The following is a 20,732-nucleotide window of genomic DNA, read 5'->3' as shown; positions in this document are numbered from 1 at the left end:
GGCGTGGCTGCCCCAGGAACTGCTGGCCCGTCGCGAGACGCTGCGCCGAGCCCAAGGGCATCTCGGCCAGCAAGTCGAGCGGCTTACCGACGCCTATCTGCGGGCGGTCATCCCACTCGATGAGTATGAGCGGCGGCGGCGCGACCTCGAGCAGCGCATGCACGCCCTGGCCGGCCAGGAGGAACTGCTGCGCAACGACGCGGAGCGCCAGCAACACCTTGCCGGCGTGGCGACTTCACTGGAGGCGTTCCGCATGCGCGTGCAGCATGGGCTTGCAGGGGCCACTTTCGAACAGCGCCGGCAGCTGGTGATGCTGCTGATCGACCGCGTCGTCGTCACCGATGCCGACATCGAAATCCGCTATGTGCTGCCCACCAGCCCCGACAGCGAGCACGTCCGCTTTTGCTTATTGCGTAAAGACTATTTCCATTGCCCAGCGGCGGTTAAACCATTCCAGGACGGTGCGTGGCGACACCGACAGGTCGGTGCACAGAAAAGCTTCCGGATCGCGCCGGCCATCGGGATAGCGCACCATCACCCAGAGGATGGGCACGATCGGCTTGCCCTGGTGGTGCCACAGCGCCGTTCCGGAGGCATAGTCGATCCAGCCGCCGGGGCGCCACCGGGTTCGGCTTGGTTGAGCCGCCCGGTGCCAGACGGCAACCTTGTCGGTCAGACGGGCCCGCAAGCTGGGTTGGCGGGCGCCTTTCATTATCTGCCGCAAGGTCAAGGGCGGGTCTGGTGGCGGATCGAACAGGCGGGCATCCAGGCGCAGCCGAGTGATCGCGACCATGTGCGGGCTGACGGCGTCGAGCAGGGTCAGTGCGGCGAATTCGCCATCCATGACGGCGACCAGCAGGCGATCCGGCAGCCAGCGGTGGAGACGCAGCAGGATGCCCCGTGCCCAGACGGTGGTCGGCCGATAGTGCCGGCCCTGTGCCTCGCACCAGGCGCGGCTCGGCACCAGCGCGCTCAGCACCGGCAGCCCCCAGATACGGCCGGCGAACGGAACCTCGACCAGCAGCATGGCGGTCATCCAGCGCAATCCGCGGCTGGTGACCGTCTGCTCCGTCGAGGACCGGACGGAGTCGAAGCAATGGCTTGCTGGGCGAACACGGGCTCCCCTGCGCCGTTCAAGAGTATGGTCGACACCGATGACGATCGGGCCGTCCGGGACGAAGGCGTTGACCAGGGCGTTCAGCAGGGTGCGTGCGAGCTTCAGCCCCGACCAGCGATTCCGGTTGAGTACGCGGTGAAAAGCGGCGAAGCCGGGATCGTCCGCCAAGCCGAGGGCGCGGAGCAGGTTGGCCACGGTGCGGGGACCAACCGCCAGCACCGCACCGACCGCGAGCGCCGCCACCGTAGAGCGGGTGCGCCCCGAAAATGCATCCAGATAGGGCCACAGCCAAGCTACGAAGGTTTGGGGAAGAGAGACGGCTGGGCGTGGCATGGGGCACCTGCGGTATCGTCGGACGTTGACCAGCCAACAACCTTTCGCCGACGGTATTGCGACGCCCGCGCAGGACAGGACAAGTGTCCCCAAATGCGCAAAGTCGAAAACACCTATCGCGCTCTCCTCTAGCTCACCGTGATGCCGCGCGCCGCCAGCATCTCCTCGACCATCCGAAGGCTCAGAGGGTAGCGATGGTACAGCCACACTGCGGTCATGATGACCTCGGCGGGGTAGCGGTAGCCGGAAAAACTGGGATAGGAACGCGTCGTCATGCCCCTACCGTACCCAGCCCGACCGCCCCCGGCAATCCCGCCGCCGCCAACTTGACGGTGCCCACGGAATAATGTCCGCCTCGAGGATCGGTTCAAGCTCCTGGTCCGGGACCACCTGTCGGAAACGATGGCGCAATTTCCCTATCGCTACCAGCCGCAACTGCCGCCCCACCATGCCGGAGGCTTGGACCCGATCTTCTGGTCCTTAGGCTTCCTCATGGCAACCTGGCTGGCACCGCGCGCCTGGAAGAGCATGACCAACCCGGACAAGCCTGAACACACCACGTTCCAGGCCTTGCACCCTCTTCTGATCGGCACAACGCCTATCATCGAGGCCGACTACCAGCCCTGGCCAAGGCAATCCTCGACCTTCGCGAACACTTCAAGGCCCGCCGCAACAGATCCATGCGGTGATCCCGGGGAATCGGTGAAGGGTGCGCTCACACCGCTTACGTCGCAACTATAGCTGTGCGCTGTCCTGTTTTCTCAGCCACGTTTCGATCACAGACGGATTGACAACGTATTCAGGCACCCGCCACTCTGCCACCGCTAGAAGGTTCTCGCAGAATGCCTCCGGCAGGCGCATCTGAGACTCTACCGTATGTCCTACCATGTGTGGGGTAAGGATGGCGTTTGGAAGGTCGCGCAGCGGACTATTCTCTTTCAGCGGCTCTGGGTCGAACACATCGAGGGCGATGCGCATAGCAGGTCGCTCTGCGGCGAGCGCGGCGAGCGTATCGTCGGGGACGATGCCGCCCCGCGTGATGTTGACAAACACCACGTCCGGTTTCATCCGGCGCAACGCGTCAAGATCCAGCATTCCTCGTGATTCAGGATTGAGCGAAGCCGCCATGATAACGACATCGCTTGTCGCGAGCACCTCATCGAGGCTCTGCGCGGCGACATATGCGGGCATCGGTCGCGTCGTGCGCACCGAGGCGACGAGCCTCACACCCCATGCAGACAGCCGTTCCGCGATAGCCTGTCCAATTTTGCCAAAGCCTATCAGGCCAACTTTCCTTCCCATGAGCATCCGCGCACGGACCTGCGAGGGACGCGGCAGGTTTTCGCGAAGGTAGCGCTCAGTGCCATGAAGGTCATAGAGCGAAGCCAGCGTGAAGAGAACTGCGGCCTCGGCCATGCTGACGGAGTTTTCCGTAATTTGGCCATTCGCCACGAGTATGCCGTTTGCTGTCGCGGCCGAAACATCGAACCCTTCGACTCCTGTGAACGGGGAAACCAATGCGCGCAAACGCGGCATCTTGGCAAACAACTCCCGGTCGGCTGTAAAGCTTGAGGACGCCCCAAGGATTTCCAAACACTGCAGCGCGTCAACTGCGGCAAGCAGATCGTTTCGCGTTAAGAACCGCGCCACACTATGGCCGCGCCGTTGCAACTCGTCATGGGCTGGATTGAAGAATCGATCAAAGGAGGACGATCCCACTAAAGCAACAATCAAGATTTTGACCTCCAAATGAGTTACCTAGGACAATCCTAGATGGCGGATCCTACCATTCAAGACCGAGCGTACGTTGTAGCCGTAGACTGCGACCAGATCTGGCTAAATTGCATATCTTCGCTTAGTGTGTACGAACACAGAAATCCAGTGGACCTCACGGCCGATCACCCCGTCGTCCATGAAACCTATTTCGCTACGTCGCAGAGCCACTTATCAGCGGCAACCTCAATGTGATCCACCACCGTTCCGAAAAAGAACTTTCAACGAGCCATATTTTGTCGACACCGCCTTGATTGTCCCGCGGGACAAGCTCGATTTGCCTGCCGCCGTTTCCGGCGACTGGCTTTTCTGCCCTGCTAACCCTTGCAATCGGGACGAGAAGATGACAATCCCGAAAAATCCAGCTTCTAAGCCAATTCATTTAATCTAGTACCGGCGACCTCGCGTCTCACCTTCGGGCCATGATTGGCTGGAGAACCCAAAGCATCTGCTGACCTATAGAAACGGATAGCTCGGCTCCTGATCAAAAGAATTAATCTACCACAACTGCACCGGCTATCGATACCTGTCCTGGTGGCTTATCCCCGAGTGTCCGGTGGCACAACGAGGCTCTCGCCTTTATCGCCGACGAGGCCACCTTCTGGATCGGCGCATAATAGGAATTATAACCCACAATGCGCAAAGTCGAGATGAATACACAAACAATGCCCTGTTGCTCCGGCCACAGTGGCAAACGAAGGCGTCACAAACCCGGGAGGCGGTGGTAGGGCGCGCTCGGATGTCAGCGAGCTGAGGGCTCGATGAAGAGGCAGGTCATGATGGAGGTGACAGGCGAGGACAGGCTGACCAGTTCGTTGGTCATGCTCACCCCGTTGGTCGCCGAGGCCAGAGCCGCGTCGCCGTTCTTGTCCGCACCCGTCCAGGCCGTACCGGTCAGCTGCACCTTGTCGGTGCCCGACTGGAAGTTCGACACCGACATGATGAACCGCTCCGGTTTTGCCGGAGGCCATTTGGCTTGAGTCACGCTCGTTCGCCTGGCGCAGTTCCCGCACCTCACGCTCCAGCGCCTTGATCCGCTCCTGCTCGTCTGTTGTCGGACCGGGTCGTTTGCCCTCGTCACGCTCGGCCTGCCGGACCCAGTTCCGCAGCGTCTCGGGATTGCAGCCGATCTTCGCCGTGATCGAGCGGATCGCCGACCACTGCGACGCATGCTCACCTTCGTGCTCGAACACCATCCGGACCGCACGCTCGCGCACTTCAGGGGCGTATTCGGGTGACGCAGGTTTCGTCATGATGACCCCACTCTCTCAGAAGATGGGGCCTGCAGGAAACCCGGCGCGGTTCAGTTCAACGGGTCGGCATCATCGCCCCGTGACCGCGGGTGTCGAAGAGCCGGACGGGGCCGTGGCGCCCGATTCGTTCAGCCCGGCCAGCAGATGTTCGATGAAGCTGCGCACCTTCGGCGAGACATGACGGGTCGCCGGATAGACGGCATGGATGGCCTCGTCCGTCACCTCCAGGTCCGTCAGGACCGGGATCAGGCGGCCGGCGCGGATGTCGTCCTCGACGATGAAGTCGGCCAGACGCGCCAGCCCCAACCCACCGACCGCGGCATGGCGCAGCAGCCATAGGCTGTCGGTCTGGAAGTTGCCGGCCGGGCGCAGGATTTCGCGCCGGTCGCCGACCAGGAACTCCCACTCCGTCCGGCCGGAGCCCGAGAGCAGCGTCAGGCAATCGTGGCGGGAGAGGTCGGACGGCGACTGCGGCACGCCCCGGCGCTCCAGATAGTCCGGACTGGCCACCACATGGCGGCGCAGCGGCCGCAGGCGGCGGGCGATCAGGGTGGAATCGGCCAGCCGCCCGGCGCGGATCGCCAGATCGAACCCGTCGTCGATCAGGCGCTGCACCCGGTCGCTCAGGCTGGCCTCCAGCGACACGCCGGGGTAACGGCGCAGGTAAGAGGGCAGCAGCGGCGCCACCCGCATCTGGCCGAACATCACCGGCATGGTGACGCGCAACGTGCCGCGCGGCTCCTCGCCCATCTCGGTCAGCGACTGTTCGGCCTCGTCCAGCGCCGCCAGGATGGCGCGGGCCCGCAGGCAGAAGGTGGCGCCGGCGTCGGTCAGCGCGATCCGCCGCGTCGTGCGCGCCAGCAGACGGGTGCCCAGCCGGTTCTCCATCTGGGCGATCCGCCGGCTGATCGCCGACGCGGACAGACCGAGGCGTTCCGCTGCCGCCGACAGGCTGCCGCAGTCCACCACCTCCACCAGCACCGTCAGATCGTCCAGCCGGTCCATGCCGTCCCCTCCATATCCCGATCGGCCCGGGCGCATTCTTGCGTTCTGCGCAAAGATATTGTGCGTGTCCCCCTATGTTTCGCAAGTCCGGCTTTTGACAGGATTGGGTCAACGGACACGCCGACAGGGAATTGCCCGATGCGTCTTCAACGCCAACTCCGCACCATCCGGGCGCAGGCCGGAAAGACCCTGCCGCCGGGGGTGATGGCGATGATGGACCGGGTGATCGCCGACCTGAAGGCGCGCGGGGTCGAACTGGGGGCGTTGCGCCCCGGACTCCAGGCTCCAGACTTCGCCTTGCCCAACCAGCTTGGCCGGACCGTATCCTTGTACGAAACGCTGGAGCGGGGACCGGTCGTCCTGCTGTTCTACCGCGGCGAATGGTGTCCCTATTGTTGCGCCCAGCTCAGGGCCATGCAGATGGCGCTGCCGCAGTTGATCGCCGGTGGCGCCCGGCTGGTCGCGGTATCGCCCGAACTGCCCGACCACAGCCTGACGTTGGCGGAGCGCAACGCGCTCGACTTCGACATCCTGTCCGACCGCGGTGCGGTGGTGGCGCGCAGCTATGGCCTCGTCTTCCGTGTGCCGGACGAACTGCGCGACCTCTACCGCGACCGCGGGCTCGACCTCAACGCCCGCCAGGGCCGCCCGCCCGGGGAGCCCTGGCAGTTGCCGATCCCGGCGACCTACCTGCTGTCGCCCAGCGGCGTCGTCCGCTTTGCCGCCATCGACGCCGACTTCACCCAACGCCCGGAGCCGCAGGCGCTCGTCGACTTGCTGCACGACCGCGTGCCGGTGTCCTGATCGACGCCGGCCATTCCACGCAACCGGCCATCCCCCGCGGCCGGTCCATCCATGCAGAGAGGAATCCGTCCATGACCGCGACCAAGACCGCCACCAAGACTTTGGCCCTGCTCCCCATCGCCGGCGCGCTGGCGGGCGCCCTGACCCTGATGGCCGGCCCGGCCGCCGCGCAGTCCAACATGGAAAAATGCTATGGCATCGCCAAGCCTGGCGAGAATGGCTGCGCCCACGCCAAGGGCCTGCATTCCTGCGCCGGCAACACCAACCTGACCTATGACGGCGGCGACTGGAAGCTGGTCAAGTCCGGCACCTGCGAGACGGAAATGGGATCGCTGAAGCCGTTCGATGGCGCCAACCCGAAGAAGAAGGGCTGAAGCCATGGCCGTGGCAGCGTCCTCCACGCTCCCCCGGCCGGTGCCGGTCGCCGCCGGCATCGGCCTGCGCGAGCCGCACCGGGAGGCGTTCGTCGCGGCCGGCTCCCCGATCCCCTGGGTCGAGATCCATCCGGAGAATTACCTTGTTCCAGGCGGGCCGCGTCTGGCCGGCATCCTGCGGGTCCGACGCGACCGGCCGGTCAGCTGCCATGGCGTCGGCCTGTCGCTGGGCAGCGCCGGCGGGCCCGATCCCGACCACCTGATGCGGCTGCGCGCGCTCTACGACCGGCTGGAACCGGGTCTGATCTCCGAACATCTGTCCTGGAGCGTCACGGACGCGACCTATCTCAACGATCTGCTGCCGCTGCCCTATACCGAGGACAGCCTGAAGCGGGTCTGCCGCAACATCGACCATGCCCAGGACGTTTTCGGCCGGCGCATCCTGGTCGAGAACCCGGCGGCCTGCATCGCCTTCGCCGACAGCACCATTCCCGAAGCCGAATTCCTGGCGGAGTTGGCCGCCCGCACCGGCTGCGGCCTGCTGCTGGACATCAACAATCTCTACGTCTCGTCGGTCAATCTCGGCTTCGACCGCTCGGCGTGGCTCGACGCCATCCCGGCGGACGCGGTCGGCGAACTGCATCTGGCCGGTCACGCCCGCATGACCATCGGCGGCGAGGAACTGCTGGTCGACGACCATGGCAGCGCCGTCGGCGCCACCGTGATGGCGCTTTACGCCGACGTGCTGGAGCGCATCGGCCCGCGGCCGGTGCTGATCGAATGGGACAACGACCTGCCGCCGCTCGACGGCCTGCTGGAAGAAGCGGGCAGGGCGCAACGGCTGCTCGATGCGACGATGCAAAAACTGAGAATGCCGGAGGTCCATTGTGCCGGCTGACGTGAAACTGGCGGGACTCCAGCGTGACTTCGCCGCCTTCCTGCTGCGCGGCGATCCGGCGGTGGCTGCGGCGCTGAGGCCGGATTTGCCGGCCGGGCGGCTGGCGGTCTACCGCAACACGGTGATGGGATCGCTGGCCGCCGTCCTTGGCCATGCCTATCCCACCCTGTGCCGCGCCCTGGGCGAGGAGTGCTTCACCACGCTCGCCTGCCGGTTCGCGGCGGAGGCGCCGCCCCGCCTGCCGATGCTGTGGAGCTATGGCGCCGGCTTCGCCGACTGGCTGGACGACTGCAGTTTGACTGAGGGCCTACCGCCCTGGGTGCCTGATCTCGCCCGGCTCGACTGGGCGATGCACGAGGCGCTGTTCGCCGCCGATGCCGAACCGCTCGACCTCGCCCGGCTCGCCGCAATCCCGCCGGAACAGGCGGGATCCCTGCGGCTGGTTCCGCACCCGTCGCTGCAGCTGGTGCGGTCGGGCTGGACCATCCATGCGCTGTGGAAGGACGGTGGCACCGTCCCGCTGCCGGTGCAGGAAGCGGTGCTGGTCGGCCGCAGTCCCGTGGACGAAGACGGCTGCAGCGGCGGAGGCGAAGTGCGCTGCGCCCGGCTGACGGCAGCCGACGGGGCATTGGCGTGCCGGCTGCTGGCCGGCGCCACCCTGGACGAGGCGGCAGGAGATGAGACCGCTGCCGGCGCCGACCTGCAATCCCTGCTGGCGCTACTGCTGCAAAACCGCCTGATTGCCGGCTTCGCGCTGGACCGGCCGCCTTCCGTCACCCGACCTGCCGTCATCCGACCTGAAGGGATCGACCCATGACGTCATCGCCGTTGCCGCGGTCATCGTCCGCAAGGTTCGGACAGCCCCCCGCCCGGTTCGGCCGACTGCCGGAGATTCGCGACCACCTCGCCGGATGGCTGGACCGCCATGCCGTACCGCTGCTCGACCTTGCGGTTCGGTTGACGATGGCGCCGATCTTTTTCCGCTCCGGCCTGCAAAAGATCGGCGACTGGCAAGCGACGCTCTTCCTGTTCCAGGAGGAATACCGCGTGCCGTTGCTGCCGGCGGACGTCGCCGCGCTGCTGGCCGCCGCCACCGAACTGACCATGCCGGTCCTGCTGGTGCTGGGGCTGGCGACGCGGCTGGCGGCGGTGCCTTTGCTGGCGATGGCGCTGGTGATCCAGTTCGTGCTGGGTGCCGAGAACCCGGCCTTCAGCAACCCGCAGCATTACTTCTGGATGCTGCTGCTCACCGGCTTGATTCTGCGTGGCGGTGGACGGCTGTCGCTCGACCACTGGCTCCTTTGCCTCAGCCGCCGTCGGAATGGAGACCGCCCATGACCACCACGCATCCCGCCACTCCCGATTCCCGCGGCCATCGGCGGATCGCCCAACTCGGCTGGCTGCTTTCGTCCGGGCTGGTCGCCGTGCTGCTGCTGGTCCTGGCGGTCAGCATCGTCACCGTGCAGGGCATCCGGCAGGTGGACGAGCGCTGGAACGCCTACGACCTGGGGGCCGCGGCCAAGGCCGACGCCCTGTCCGACCTGCGCGGGGCGCTGGGGTTCGGCGGGGTGATCCACCGGTTCGGCGACTATCTGCTGACCGGCGATCCGGCCCGCGCCGCCGAGATGCGGCAGAGCCTGAAATCCGCCATCGCCAATCTGGAAGTCTATCGCTATGCCGGTGAACTGAGCACGGCCGAGGGCGTGGCGCTCGACACCGTCGCCGCGGCGCTGGCGCAGATGGAGACCAAGCTGACGGAGGCGGAGGCCGCGGTGGCGGCGCACACACCGCTCGACCGGCTGGCCCGCACCGCCGCATTCGACACCGCGCCGGCGGTGGCCGCCATGCGGACGCTGAACGGCGAGTTGACGCGGGCGCGTGCCGCTCTCGGCGAAGCCAACCGCCAGGGCATCGCCACGCTGAACGGCACGGTGCTGACCGGCGGCGGCGTGGCGCTGGTGCTGCTGGTCGCCATCGCCGGGCTGTTCCTGTGGTTCACCCATCGCCGCATCGTCCATCCCCTGGCCCGGCTGGCCGCCTACATGGAGCGGCTGGCCGGCGGTGACCTGGAAAGCGCGGTGCCATCGGTCGGCCGCCGCGACGAGATCGGCGCCATGGCCGGCACGGTCGGCGTGTTCCGCGACGGGCTGGTCCGGCTGCGGGCTGCGGGCGACCGTGAACGCGCCGAAGCCGAACAGGCGCGCAAGCGCCAGGAGGAGCTGGAACGCAACCTCCGCTCCTTCGAGGCGGAGATCGGCGCACTCGCTGCCGCCCTTGCCGGCCGGGCCGGCACGCTGCACCGCACTGGGCAGGAACTGGCGCACTCCTCCAGCCGGACCATCGGCGGCACGCAGGAGGTCTCGGCCGCCGCCGCCCGCACAGCCGGGACCGTCCAGGCGGTCGCCGCCGCCACCGAGGAGCTGTCGGCCTCCATTGCCGAGATCGGCCAGCGGGTGCGCGGTTCCGTCGCCATGACCACGGCCGCGGTCGAACAGGCCGACCGCTCCTCCGCCACCGTCGCCAGCCTGGCAGAGGCGGTGCAGCGCATCGGCGAGGTGGTCGGGTTGATCAACGCCATCGCCAGCCAGACCAACCTGCTGGCGCTGAACGCCACCATCGAGGCCGCCCGCGCCGGGGAGGCGGGCAAGGGCTTCGCCGTGGTGGCGCAGGAGGTCAAGAACCTTGCCAACCAGACCGCGCGGGCGACGGAGGACATCACCCAGCAGATCGCGACCATCCGCAGCGCCACCGACGGCGCGGTCGGCGCAATCCAGGGAATCGGCGGCAGCCTGGAGCAGGTGTGCCGCATGGCGCAGGAGATCGCCGACGCCGTCACCCAGCAGGACGAGGCGACGCGCGAGATCGCCCGCAACATTCAGGATACCGCCGGCACGGCCGGCGCGGTCAGCGCAGCGATTGCCGAGGTTGCACAGGCTGCTGAACAGGCCGGCGCGGTTGCGGAAAGCATGTTCTCCGCCGCACAATCGCTCGGCAGCGAGACCAAGCGGCTGGAAGGGGCGGCGCAGAGCTTCTCGAAAGCGTTGCGCGCGTGATTTCCAGCGGGTTGGGGGAAGAGGGAAGGGCGGCGTGAGCGACATCGTCAGCGAGGACACCGGGACCACTGCCGGCACGTTATCCCAAGCCGCCGCCGGTTCAGTCACCGGCTCGGGCCGCCGGACCCTGACCATCGCGCGCTCGGCGCTGCTTCTGGCGGCGGCACTGGTCGTCTGTCTGGCCGTGATGCTGGCAGTGGGGCTGCAATTGATGCAGGGCATGGGCGCGGTGGCAGAGGGCTGGCGCGACTACGACCTGCAGGCCGCCACCAAATCCGACGCGCTGTCGGAACTGCGCGGGCATCTCGGCCTCGGCGGCGTCATCGACCGTTACCGCGAGGGGGCGGGGAACGGCGCCGCCGACCATGCGGCACTTGACCGCGCCCTCGCCCTGTCGCGGGCCAATCTGGAGATCTACCGCGATATCGTCACCCCCAGCGAGAGCGAGGCGCGGGCCATCGCCGCCATAGCCGCCTTCCTCGACGCCATCCAGGTGCAGATGGAGGACCCGGCGGCGGCCATCCCTGCGGAGGCCTTCGACGCCTGTCGCCGCGACGCGGTGAAGGGGCTGGCGGTGCTGAACAGCCATCTGAGCGCGCAGCGCGCCCGTCTGACCGCCGCAACGCTGGACGACATCGAAGCCCTCCAGCGGCTGATGGCGGTCGGCGGCGGCGTCATCGCCGTGCTAGTTCTGGGGCTGGCGGGTGCAGCGGTGTGGTTCACCCGCAGCCGCATCGTCGGTCCGCTCGGCCGTCTGGTGGAGGATGCCCGCCGGCTGGCCCGCCGCGACCTCGACCGGCCGTTCCAGGGCTGGGGTAGGGCGAATGGCGGTTTCCGCCGCGACGAACTCGGCCTGCTCGGCAGCAGCCTGGAGGACAGCCGGGTCGCCTTGCGCGGCCTGTTTGCAGCCATCGAGGAGAAGAGCCGCCGGCTGGGCGAGAGCGAGCGCCGCTATGCCATGGCCGCCGCCGCCACCAACGACGGCCTGTGGGACTGGGATCTGGACAGCGGCGAGCTGTTCCTGTCGCCCCGGCTGCGTCAGATGCTTCATCTCCCGGCCGCCGGCGGCGAACCCGGCCTTGCCGCTTTGCTGGCTCACGTCCATTCCGAAGACCGGCACGCCGTGCTTTCAGCGATCCGCCAGGGCGAACAGGGGGCGGACGGCGCCAGCTTCGATGTGGAGTTCCGCGTCCTGCCGCCAAGTGCCGGGGAGGAGGGCGGGGTGCTGCAACACGGCACCGGCTGGCTCCATCTGCACGGCATCGTCGCCGCGGGGCCGGACGGGCGGGTGGTGCGGCTGGCCGGTTCCGCCGCAGACATCAGCGACCGCAAATCCTACGAGGCGCGGCTGGTCCATCAGGCCACCCACGATTTCCTGACCGGCCTGCCCAATCGTGCGTATCTGGTCCGCTGGCTGCGCGACCGGCAGGCGGCCAAGGACGGCGAGCGGAGCGATCTGGCGCTGCTGTTCCTCGATCTCGACGGCTTCAAGCTGGTCAACGACAGCCTCGGCCATGCCGTCGGCGACCGCGTGCTGGTGGCGACGGCGGAGCGGATCGCCGCCCTGCTGGAGCCGGGGGAGTTCGTTGCCCGGCTGGGCGGCGACGAATTCGTCGTGACGGTCCCCGCCGGCCGCGAGGCGGCGATTGCCCGCGCCCAGGCGCTGGAAACCTCCTTCCAGGGACCGCTTTCTGCCGGCGGCATGGACTTGCGGGTCGGGCTCAGCATCGGTCTGGCGGTCGATGACGGCACCAGCGACGATCCGGACAGCCTGCTGCGTGACGCCGACATCGCGCTCTACCGTGCCAAGGAGCACGGCAAGGGGCGCACCGTGCTATTCGACGCCTCCCTGCGCGAGGCGATCCTGATCCGCAGCCGCCTGGAACGCGATCTGACCCCGGCGCTGGAGGCCGGCGACATCTTCCTGGTCTACCAGCCCATCCTGTCGCTGCCCGACGGACGGCTTGCCGGCTTCGAAGCCCTGGTGCGCTGGCGCCACCCCGACCTCGGCTTCGTCAGCCCGGCGCAGTTCATCCCCATTGCCGAGGAGACGGGCCAGATCCTGCCGCTCGGCCGCCATGTGCTGGAACGGGCGGTGGATCAGCTCGCCCGCTGGCGCCGGACGTCGGGAGGGCCCGGCCTGACCGTCAACGTCAACCTGTCGGCACGCCAGATGCTGGACGAGCGCCATGTCGACGACATGCTGGCCTTCCTGGCCGATGGCCGCAGCGAAGGGCTGAAGATCGAGGTGACGGAGAGCATGATCGTTACCGACCACGATCAGGCCCGCGCCATCCTGGAGCGCTTTCATGCGCTGGGGGTGGCACTGTGCATGGACGATTTCGGCACCGGCTATTCCTCGCTGTCGCAGCTCAGCCGCTTGCCCTTCGACGTGCTGAAGATCGACAAGAGCTTCATCAGCGCGCTCGGCACCGACCCCAGGCAGGAATCGCTGCTGCGCGGCATCGTCGAACTGGCCCACCGCATCGGGCTGGAGGTCGTCGCCGAAGGGATCGAGACCGAGACGGAGCGGGAGGTCGTCACCCGGGTCGGCTGCGATTACGCCCAGGGCTACCTGTTCGCCCGGCCGCTGTCCGTTGCCGATGCCGAGGCGCTGCTGTCGGCCGCCGGCTCTACTGCGCTTCCGGTGCCATAAGAACGACGGACGGGAAATACGAACGGTAGCGTTTGGCATCGCGGGTCAGCAGCGGCAGCCCGAGCACGGCGGCATGGGCGCCGATGAAGAAATCCGGCAGCACGCCCGAACGGGCGCCGCCCGCGGTCCGATAGCGGCGAAACGCCTTGCCGGCCAGGAACAGGGCTTCACGCGGGAGCTCGTCCATGGCGATTCCGGCCTCGTTCAGCAGTTCGTCGAGGTCTTCGATCCGGTCAAAGCCCACCGAGAGTTCGGCATAGATCACGTCGTTGATGATCAACGGTCCCTTGCTGGCGGCACTGTCCAATTGCCGGATGGACCAATCCGCCCACACCGGATCGTTCGTCACCAGATCGAGCAGGACATTGGTGTCGACCAGGGTCATCGGCGGTCAGTCCTCGCCCCGCGTCAACGCCATGATCTGGTCGGTGCTCAGGCCCGCGGTGGCGCGGCCCCGCAGGCGCTCGAACCGGCTCCTTGCCGGAAGCTTCCGGTCTGCCGGTCTCAGAATGACGCGCCCATCCTCCGCAACCTCGAATTCCACGGCACTGCCGGGCCCGATGCCCAGACGATCGCGGATGGGCTTGGGAATGGTGACTTGCCCCTTGGTGGTGAGCGTCGTGGCCATGGCTGCCTCGGTAATACCAACGTGGTGCTAGGTATTACTTAGCGCGGTCCAGAGGGTTCCGCAAGAGAAGCGGGCTGGGCTTCCAATACATCCCGGAAGTCGCCGAAGGGGCCGAGACGCCGTTGCCTACCGCCGCCTCGGATTGGCGGTGGCTTAAAAATCCGGAGTTCCGATGTCGTAGGCATGGTCGGCCACCCAGTCGCGGAACGAATCCTCGGTCATCGTACCGGCGGCAAGCGCAAGAATGATGTCGGCAGCCTCACGTTCCGAGGCATCCAGTTCAAACCCATTGAGACCGAGTACAAGGCCGAGAGCGATGAAAGCCGCACGCTTGTTGCCGTCCACGAAGGGATGATTGCGGCAGACGCTGGCGCAGACCGCGGCGGCGAGGTCGAAGATGGTCAGCCGCCCGTCACCATAGGCCATGAGCTGGAACGGCCGTGCCAGCGATGCCTCCAGCGCTCCCAGGTCGCGGATTCCGGGTGCTCCGCCATGCTCAACCAGAAGCTCGCCATGGAGGTCGAGCACCGCCTGGAGCGGCGGATTGACGTAAGGACGGCCCTGGATGGTGGGTTCGTCCATGGGAGATTACTTGGACAGAATGCCCATGGTGCGGCGGTAGCGCGCGGCAAAGCGTCGGCCAACATCCATGGCATGGTTGTACGTATCGTCAGCCTTGGAAATTTCGATTCGCCCGTCGCGTACTTCGACGGCCACCTCATCGCCACGGTCAAGGCCAGCCGCCGTCAGCACCTCGCGCGGCAGCGTGAGACCCGTGGAGTTTCCGATCCTGGTTAGCTTTGTGGTGTGCATGAATGCCTCCTCACAATCAACGCATCATGTAATGACGGCCGTCATTACGTCAAGACCAATGGCTTGCCGTCACACAGGATTTGGCCTCCGCCCAACGGGCTTCCTCCGCCGTCAGTCCAGGCACGGAGCCAAATCCGAAAGAGCCAAATTCCCCACCTCGCGGACCAACCCGTCGACCAATGCCGCTGCATCGCATGGGCGGAACAGGGCGCCGGCATATTCCAGTCGCAGGACCAGCGTGTCGCGCGGGACCACCACCAGGGTCAGCGGATAGCTCATCCGCCCGCGGTTGCCGACATCGCGGAAGGACAGGGTTGCGCGTTCACTCTGGCGCAGGGCGTCGTCGACAGGATAATTCTCGAAAATCATGATGCTGTCGAAGGGGGCGGAGGCCGGGTCGATCCAGCATTGAAGGGCAGGCGGCGGCGCATGCTCGTGCTGTCGCGCGGTGATGTTGGCGGCCAGCAGCCCGCGAAGCCAGTCGCTCTCCCGGTCATCTTCGTGGGTGCCGGCTTCGATTACCTTATGGACCAGCGGCAGGACGCCCACCAGCAGGCCGGTCACCTGGTCGATTCCCGGCATCTCGACGGACCGGCCGGACATGACGGCGCCGAAGGCGACCGTGCCCTGTCCGCACAACCGGGCGAGAAGCCGCAGCCAGCCGGCCTGGATCAGCGTGTTCAGCGTCACCTTCCGGGCGCTGGCGAAGCGCTGGAGTTGCTGCACCGCCGCCTCGTCGATGATGCGCTCCTCTGCCCCGTCCGGCTCGGGTTCCTCCGGAGGCGGCAGGATGGCGGTCAGGCGGGTGGGCGCCGGCAGGGCGGCGAGACACGCCTGCCAGTGGGCATGCGCGGCGGCGCGATCCTGTGCCCGGCTGCGTTCCCGGGTCCAGGCGACCAGATCGCGGACCTGCACTTCCGGTGGGGGCACCGTTTCACCATCGTAAAGCCGCAGAATCTCGCCCAGCAGGCGCGACATGCTCCAGCCGTCGAGCAGCGCATGGTGCCAGGTCCACAGGAAACGGTGGGTGGAAGGGCCGGTGCGGGCCAGCACGACCCGCATCAAGGGCGCCTCGGCGAAATCGAAGCCGCGGCGGTACTCGTCGTCGCACAGGTGCTGCCACGATGCGTCGGACTCGGGATCGCCGCGCCAGTCGAGCAGGGTGAACGGCAGTTCCGCGGTCTTGCGCACGACCATGACCGGCTCGTCGACGCCGTCGCGCAGCAGGGCGCCGCGTAGCACGTCGTGACGGGCGATCACCGTGCGCCACACCGCCGCCAGCCGATCGAAGTCCAGCCCGTCGATGACCGCCCAGACCTGGACGGTGTAGGCCTGGGACCGCGGGTTGGAGAGGCCGTGATGCAGCATCGCCGCCTGCATGGGGGTCAGCGGCAGGATGTCGGCAATGGCGGGGGCCGGCACCGGCAGTGCATCGATCTGCGGCTGGCTCAGCGTGACGAGCGGGAAATCGGATGGAGTCGCTTGTCCCGTTTCGACACCGGCGCAGTGGGCGATCAGTTCCGCCAACGTTGCCCGGACATCCTCCATCAGCCCGGCGATCATGCCATCGGGGAAGAGGGCGCGGCTGGCGCGGGCGTGCAGGACCAGTTCGCCGGCCATCACCTGTCCGTCGATGGAAATCAGCGCGCCCAGCGGGGCGTCGGGATCGGTGCCGGCGCCACACTCCTCCGGCGCCGGGCGCCAGGGCGCGTCGTCCGCGCCATCGAACCGGCCCAGATAGTTGAAGGAGATGGCCGTCGGCGCACCGGACAGGGCGGCGCGGGCCTCCGGCGGTCCCAGATGGCGCAGCAGGTTGAAGCCGACGCCGCCATCGGGCACCGCGCGCAACGCCTCCTTGACGTGGCGGATGGCGCCGTCGAAGGAAGCGGGCGGCGCGAGGCGGACGGGATAGACGCTGGTGAACCAGCCGACGGTCCGGCCGATGTCGATGTCCGGGAACAGGGCGTCGCGCCCGTGCCCTTCCACATGGACGGTCAGGGCGTCTCGCCCGAAGCGGCGGATGGCTGCAAGGGCGACGGCGGTGAGAAGAAGGGTGTCGATGCGGGTGCGGTAGGCGGCCGGCGCCTCGGTCAGCAGCCGGTGGGTCTCCTGGCGGTCGAGCCGCAGGCTGTGGGTGATGGCATGGTGCCGGGTGTTGAGCGAAAGCTGGCCGATGGTCGGCAAGGGTGGCGTGTCCAGCGCGGCACGCCAATGGTCCAGTTGGGCGAGGAAATCGGGGACCGCGTCGGCCAGCCGCCGCGTCCACAGGGCGAAGGGCGTACCGGCGGCGGGCAGCCGGTCCAGCACGCAAGGACCCTGCAGGGCCGCCGCCAGCTCTTCCAGCAGGATGCGCCAGGAAACCCCGTCCACCACCAGATGATGGGCGACCAGGAACAGCCGCTGCCCGCCGTCGGGCTTGCGGATCAGCAGCGCCCGCATCAGCGGCCCCCGCGCGAGGTCGAGGGCGCCTTGCAGCTCGTCGCACAGCCGCGAAACGGCGGCATCGTCGGCGGCCGTCGCCTCCTCCAGCGGAATGGCGGCCGGCCCGTCGGCATGGGTCTGAGTCCAGCAGCCATCCGGATCCTGGGAGAAGCGCAGGCGCAAGGCGGCATGCCGGCCTGCAACCATGGCGAGCGCCGCCGCCAGCCGTTCGGGGTCAACCGGCGTCGTCGCGGCGAGCAGGACCGACTGGTTCCAGCGGTTGCGGTTGGGAATCGGCTGGTCGAAGAACCAGGACTGGATCGGCGCCAGCGGCGAGGGGCCGGCGGGGGGCTCCGCGACGGCCATGGTCGGCGCCGCTTCCTCCGCCACCACGGCCAGGGCCGCGATGGTCTGGCGTTCCAGCAGCTGCTTGGGCGTGATGCGCAGGCCGGCGGCGCGGGCGCGGGCGACGATCTGCAGGGCGATGATGGAATCGCCGCCAATCTCGAAGAAATTGTCGGTGACGCCGACGCGTTCGGCGTTCAGCGCATCCCGCCACAAACTGGCCAGCAGCTCCTCGACCGGGGTCGAGGGGGCGGCCTGCGCGTCCGTTTCCCAGCGTGGCGCCGGCAGCGCGGCGCGGTCGAGCTTGCCGGTCGGCGTGACCGGGATCGCGTCCAGCACCATCAGCCGCGCCGGCACCATATGGGCGGGCAGGCGCCCCGCCAATGCAGCGGTCACCGCCGCCGGATCGGGGCGATGGCCGGCGGCCGGCACCAGATAGCCGACGAGTCGGGTGACGCCGCCGGTCTCCTGTGCGATCACCACCGCCTCGCGCACGCCGGGTTCGGCGGCGAGATGGGCCTCGATCTCGCCCAACTCGATGCGGAAACCGCGCAGCTTGACCTGATGGTCGCGTCGGCCGAGGAACTCGACGGTTCCGTCCTCGCGCCAGCGGGCGAGGTCGCCGGTGCGGTAGAGGCGGGTGCCGGGACCGCCGAACGGGTCGGGGATGAACCGCTCCGCCGTCGCCGCCGGGCGGCCGAGATAGCCGCGGGCGAGGCCACCGCCGCCGATCCACAGCTCGCCGGTGACGCTGATGGGCAGCGGGTTCAGGTCGTCGTCGAGGATGTGGGCGCTGCGGTCGCCGACCGGCCGGCCGATCGGCACGTAGGGGGAATCGGGAAGGCTACCGCCGTCGCCCTTCCACACCAGCGGCGTCACCACCGTCTCGGTCGGGCCATAGCCGTTGATGGCGTGGCGGGGACGCAGGCTGCGGAACAGCCGCTCCAGACCGGCGCGCGGCATCGCCTCCCCGCCGAAGGAATAGAGCTGGACGGGCGGCGGTTCGCCACCCTGCTGCTCGGCCCAGGATGCCAGCTGCTGCAGGTATTTGGGCGGGAAGCCCGCATGGGTCAGGCGATGGCGGCGGATGGCGTCATAGGTCTGCTCGGCGGTCCACAGGCTGTCGTCGCGCAGCAGGATGGCGCCGCCGGCGGTCAGGGCGGTCATCCAGCGCTCGTGCGCGCCATCGAAGGTGAAGGACAGGAAATGCAGTTCCCGGCTATCCGGTCCCATGTCGTAGATGGCGGCGGTGGCGACGCAATGCATGGCCAGCGGGCCGTGCTCCACCGCCACGCCTTTCGGTGCACCGGTGGAGCCGGAGGTGTGGATGACATAGGCGAGGCTGCGCGGGTGGATCGCCACGGCGGGGGCGTGATCGGGCTCCCCTGCGGCGTCCTGCGGGGAGACGGTCGTCACGCCGTCCAGCGGGGTGGCGGCGATCAGCAGCGACAGGCCGGCGGCCTCGCGGATGGCGTGCTGCCGGTCGGCCGGGTGGCCGGGGTCGAGCGGCACGAAGGCGGCGCCGGACTTCAGCACCGCCAGGAAGGCGACGATCAGCTCGGGCGAGCGGGGCAGGCAGACGCCGATGCGCCGCTCCGGCCCGGCGCCCAGCGCGATCAGCCGATTGGCGAGACGGTTGGCGCAGCGGTCCAGTTCGCCACGGCTCAGCACGCCGTCACCGAACAGGACGGCGGGGGCGTCCGGCCGCTCTGCGGCGAGGCGGGCGAGCAGGACCGGCACCGGATCGTGGGCCGCTCCGGTCCAGCCAGGGTCGCGCGACCAGGAGGATACCGCGCGGATCTCCTCCTCGCTGCGTGCGTCGAAGGCGCGGAGCGAGCGATCGGGGTCGGCGGCGACCTGGGCCAGCAGGCGCTGCCAGCGCCGCAGGAGGCGCGCCGCCGGACCGACCGCGCTGCGATGGGCGAGGCGGACGAGGACTGAGCCGTCGGGGCGCTCGCTGCCGGCGAGAGCGAGATCGAACTTGGCGGTGCGGACCGGTAGCTCCAGCGGTTCCACCTCCAGTCCGTCGAGTCCGCCGAAGATCGTGGGGTCCGGGCGGTGGTCGAACATGACCTGGACCGGCGGGCCTGCGCCCTGCTCCGGCTGGCCGGCTTCCAGGATGGCGTCGAGGGGAAGATCCTGTTTGTCCTGGGCGTCGGCCACCAGTTGGGCGACGACGCCCAGCCACTGCCGGAAGGGCAGGGACGGCATGATGCGCAGGCGCAGCGGCAGGGTGTTGACGAAGCAGCCGATCGGCCGCTCCGCCTCCGGCTGCCGACGGCCGGCAACGGGGATGCCGACGATCAGATCGTCCTGTCCGCTCATCCGACCCAGCAGCAGGGCATAGGCGGCCAGCAGCAGCACAAAGGGTGTGCAGCCTTCGCCGCCGGCCAGCCCCTTCAGCCGGTCGCAAAGCTCAGGGGACAGGACGGCGGTCTGCTCGCCGCATTCACCGCCCCCTTCGGCGCGGCCGTCACCCTCGCTGCCGGGCAGGCTCAGGCGGGCCGGTGCGCCGGCCAGCGTGTCGCGCCAGAAGGCGGATTGCCGCTCCGCCTCGCCGGCGTCGAGCCATGCCGCCTGCCAGACGGCGATGTCGGCATACTGGGCCGGCAGGCGAGGAAGGTCATGGGGACGGCCTTGGCGGGCCGCCCGGTAGGCCGCCGCGACATCGGCCATCAGCAGCCCGATGCTGGCGCCGTCGGCGGCGATATGGTGCAGCGTGACCACCAGCCAATGGTCGTCAGGCGCGATGCGCAGCAGGTCGGCGCGCCAAGGCTCCGCCCGCTCCAGGTCGAAGGGGGCGGCGGCAAGCTGTTCGGCGAGGCTTTGCGCATCGCCTGGACGGTCGGACAGGTCGTGCCGGCCGAGACGGAACGGCCGGGTCGGCAGCGTGACCGTCCAAAGCCGGCCGTCGCCGTCCTCCCGGTAGACGGTGCGCAGGATGTCGTGCCGCTCGGCGACGGCATTCAGCGCAGTCTCCAGCGCCGCCGCATCGAGCGCACCGCGCAGCCGGAACACTCCCGGCATGTGGTAGGCGGCCGACGCGGGATCGAGCCGGTGCAAGGTCCACAGACGGCGTTGAGCGGGAGAGGCCGGCGCCGGTGCGGACGGATCGTCGCGGCGGGGCACCGGCAGCCGGGAAAAGGCGATGCCGCGCGTCCGCAGCGCGTCGAGGAAGGCGCGCCGCCGCTCCGTCGGCAGGCGGGCGAAGCCCAGCGCGATGTCGTGCAGGGTGGGAGCGAGCGTGTCGGCCATGAAC

General features: G+C 68.3%; 17 protein-coding genes and 2 pseudogenes. 8 read left to right on the top strand and 11 right to left on the bottom strand.

All coding sequences use genetic code 11. From position 1 onward, the window contains the following. Positions 1-406: 406 nt before the first annotated feature. The gene (locus tag B9N97_RS36560) at positions 407-1,450 is read right to left on the bottom strand and encodes an IS701 family transposase (protein WP_244561031.1); all 1,044 of its coding nucleotides are present in this window, start codon (positions 1,448-1,450) and stop codon (positions 407-409) included. 131 nt (positions 1,451-1,581) lie between these two features. After that, a pseudogene (locus B9N97_RS35315) lies at positions 1,582-1,725 on the bottom strand (IS6 family transposase); the annotation flags it as partial. Between the two features lie 127 nt (positions 1,726-1,852). On the opposite strand from B9N97_RS35315, the gene B9N97_RS36000 reads away from it, so the two are divergent. Continuing rightward, positions 1,853-2,191: a hypothetical protein gene (locus B9N97_RS36000; protein ID WP_143266924.1), complete on the top strand. Its 339-nt coding sequence runs from the start codon at positions 1,853-1,855 to the stop codon at positions 2,189-2,191. On the opposite strand, the gene B9N97_RS29705 is transcribed toward B9N97_RS36000, so the two are convergent. From B9N97_RS29705 to B9N97_RS29695, 4 genes and pseudogenes are all read right to left on the bottom strand, one after another. Beyond that, positions 2,186-3,199, bottom strand: coding sequence for an NAD(P)-dependent oxidoreductase (locus B9N97_RS29705; RefSeq protein ID WP_085091430.1), 1,014 nt, complete (start codon positions 3,197-3,199; stop codon positions 2,186-2,188). The genes B9N97_RS36000 and B9N97_RS29705 overlap by 6 nt on opposite strands. Positions 3,200-3,965: 766 nt before the next feature. Further along, positions 3,966-4,163, bottom strand: a complete 198-nt coding sequence (locus B9N97_RS35790) for a hypothetical protein (RefSeq protein ID WP_167393402.1) — start codon at positions 4,161-4,163, stop codon at positions 3,966-3,968. Between the two features lie 46 nt (positions 4,164-4,209). Continuing rightward, positions 4,210-4,476: pseudogene (locus tag B9N97_RS35305) on the bottom strand (transposase); the annotation flags it as partial. 69 nt (positions 4,477-4,545) lie between these two features. Continuing rightward, a complete protein-coding gene (locus B9N97_RS29695) occupies positions 4,546-5,481 on the bottom strand; it encodes a LysR family transcriptional regulator (protein WP_085091428.1) in 936 nt (311 codons plus the stop codon). Between the two features lie 138 nt (positions 5,482-5,619). Here B9N97_RS29695 and B9N97_RS29690 point away from each other — a divergent pair, with 138 nt between their 5' ends. The 7 genes from B9N97_RS29690 to B9N97_RS29660 all read left to right on the top strand — a co-directional run bounded on the left by B9N97_RS29690 (position 5,620) and on the right by B9N97_RS29660 (position 13,266). Continuing rightward, positions 5,620-6,285, top strand: coding sequence for a peroxiredoxin-like family protein (locus B9N97_RS29690; RefSeq protein ID WP_244561007.1), 666 nt, complete (start codon positions 5,620-5,622; stop codon positions 6,283-6,285). Positions 6,286-6,356: 71 nt separating this feature from the next. After that, positions 6,357-6,659, top strand: a complete 303-nt coding sequence (locus tag B9N97_RS29685; protein ID WP_085091426.1) for a BufA1 family periplasmic bufferin-type metallophore — start codon at positions 6,357-6,359, stop codon at positions 6,657-6,659. 4 nt (positions 6,660-6,663) lie between these two features. Further along, complete coding sequence (gene bufB / locus B9N97_RS29680) at positions 6,664-7,557, top strand: MNIO family bufferin maturase (RefSeq protein WP_085091425.1); 894 nt, start codon at positions 6,664-6,666, stop codon at positions 7,555-7,557. After that, positions 7,547-8,374, top strand: coding sequence for an HvfC/BufC family peptide modification chaperone (locus tag B9N97_RS29675; protein ID WP_085091424.1), 828 nt, complete (start codon positions 7,547-7,549; stop codon positions 8,372-8,374). The genes bufB and B9N97_RS29675 overlap by 11 nt, the downstream gene beginning before the upstream one ends. Then, positions 8,371-8,895, top strand: coding sequence for a DoxX family protein (locus B9N97_RS29670; protein ID WP_085091423.1), 525 nt, complete (start codon positions 8,371-8,373; stop codon positions 8,893-8,895). The genes B9N97_RS29675 and B9N97_RS29670 overlap by 4 nt, the downstream gene beginning before the upstream one ends. Further along, positions 8,892-10,610, top strand: a complete 1,719-nt coding sequence (locus B9N97_RS29665) for a methyl-accepting chemotaxis protein (RefSeq protein WP_244561006.1) — start codon at positions 8,892-8,894, stop codon at positions 10,608-10,610. The genes B9N97_RS29670 and B9N97_RS29665 overlap by 4 nt, the downstream gene beginning before the upstream one ends. Before the next feature lie 34 nt (positions 10,611-10,644). Further along, positions 10,645-13,266, top strand: a complete 2,622-nt coding sequence (locus tag B9N97_RS29660; protein WP_085091422.1) for a putative bifunctional diguanylate cyclase/phosphodiesterase — start codon at positions 10,645-10,647, stop codon at positions 13,264-13,266. Here the strand turns inward: B9N97_RS29660 and B9N97_RS29655 are convergent. The 5 genes from B9N97_RS29655 to B9N97_RS29635 all read right to left on the bottom strand — a co-directional run bounded on the left by B9N97_RS29655 (position 13,244) and on the right by B9N97_RS29635 (position 20,728). Continuing rightward, on the bottom strand, positions 13,244-13,651 hold the full coding sequence (locus tag B9N97_RS29655; protein ID WP_085091421.1) for a type II toxin-antitoxin system VapC family toxin: 408 nt from the start codon (positions 13,649-13,651) through the stop codon (positions 13,244-13,246). The genes B9N97_RS29660 and B9N97_RS29655 overlap by 23 nt on opposite strands. A 6-nt stretch (positions 13,652-13,657) precedes the next feature. Then, complete coding sequence (locus tag B9N97_RS29650; protein ID WP_085091420.1) at positions 13,658-13,894, bottom strand: AbrB/MazE/SpoVT family DNA-binding domain-containing protein; 237 nt, start codon at positions 13,892-13,894, stop codon at positions 13,658-13,660. A gap of 153 nt (positions 13,895-14,047) precedes the next feature. Next, complete coding sequence (locus tag B9N97_RS29645) at positions 14,048-14,476, bottom strand: type II toxin-antitoxin system death-on-curing family toxin (RefSeq protein ID WP_085091419.1); 429 nt, start codon at positions 14,474-14,476, stop codon at positions 14,048-14,050. 6 nt (positions 14,477-14,482) lie between these two features. Next, the gene (locus tag B9N97_RS29640; protein ID WP_085091418.1) at positions 14,483-14,707 is read right to left on the bottom strand and encodes an AbrB/MazE/SpoVT family DNA-binding domain-containing protein; all 225 of its coding nucleotides are present in this window, start codon (positions 14,705-14,707) and stop codon (positions 14,483-14,485) included. Positions 14,708-14,818: 111 nt separating this feature from the next. Then, positions 14,819-20,728 carry a non-ribosomal peptide synthetase gene (locus tag B9N97_RS29635; protein WP_085091417.1) on the bottom strand — a complete coding sequence of 1,970 codons (5,910 nt, stop codon included), beginning with the start codon at positions 20,726-20,728 and terminating at the stop codon, positions 14,819-14,821. Positions 20,729-20,732: the final 4 nt, after the last annotated feature.

It is taken from the genome of Azospirillum oryzae, from assembly GCF_900177515.1.
GTDB classification, from domain to species: domain Bacteria; phylum Pseudomonadota; class Alphaproteobacteria; order Azospirillales; family Azospirillaceae; genus Azospirillum; species Azospirillum oryzae_A.
Note: the sequence above shows the minus strand (reverse complement) of the source record. Positions and strands in the feature narration are given on the sequence as shown.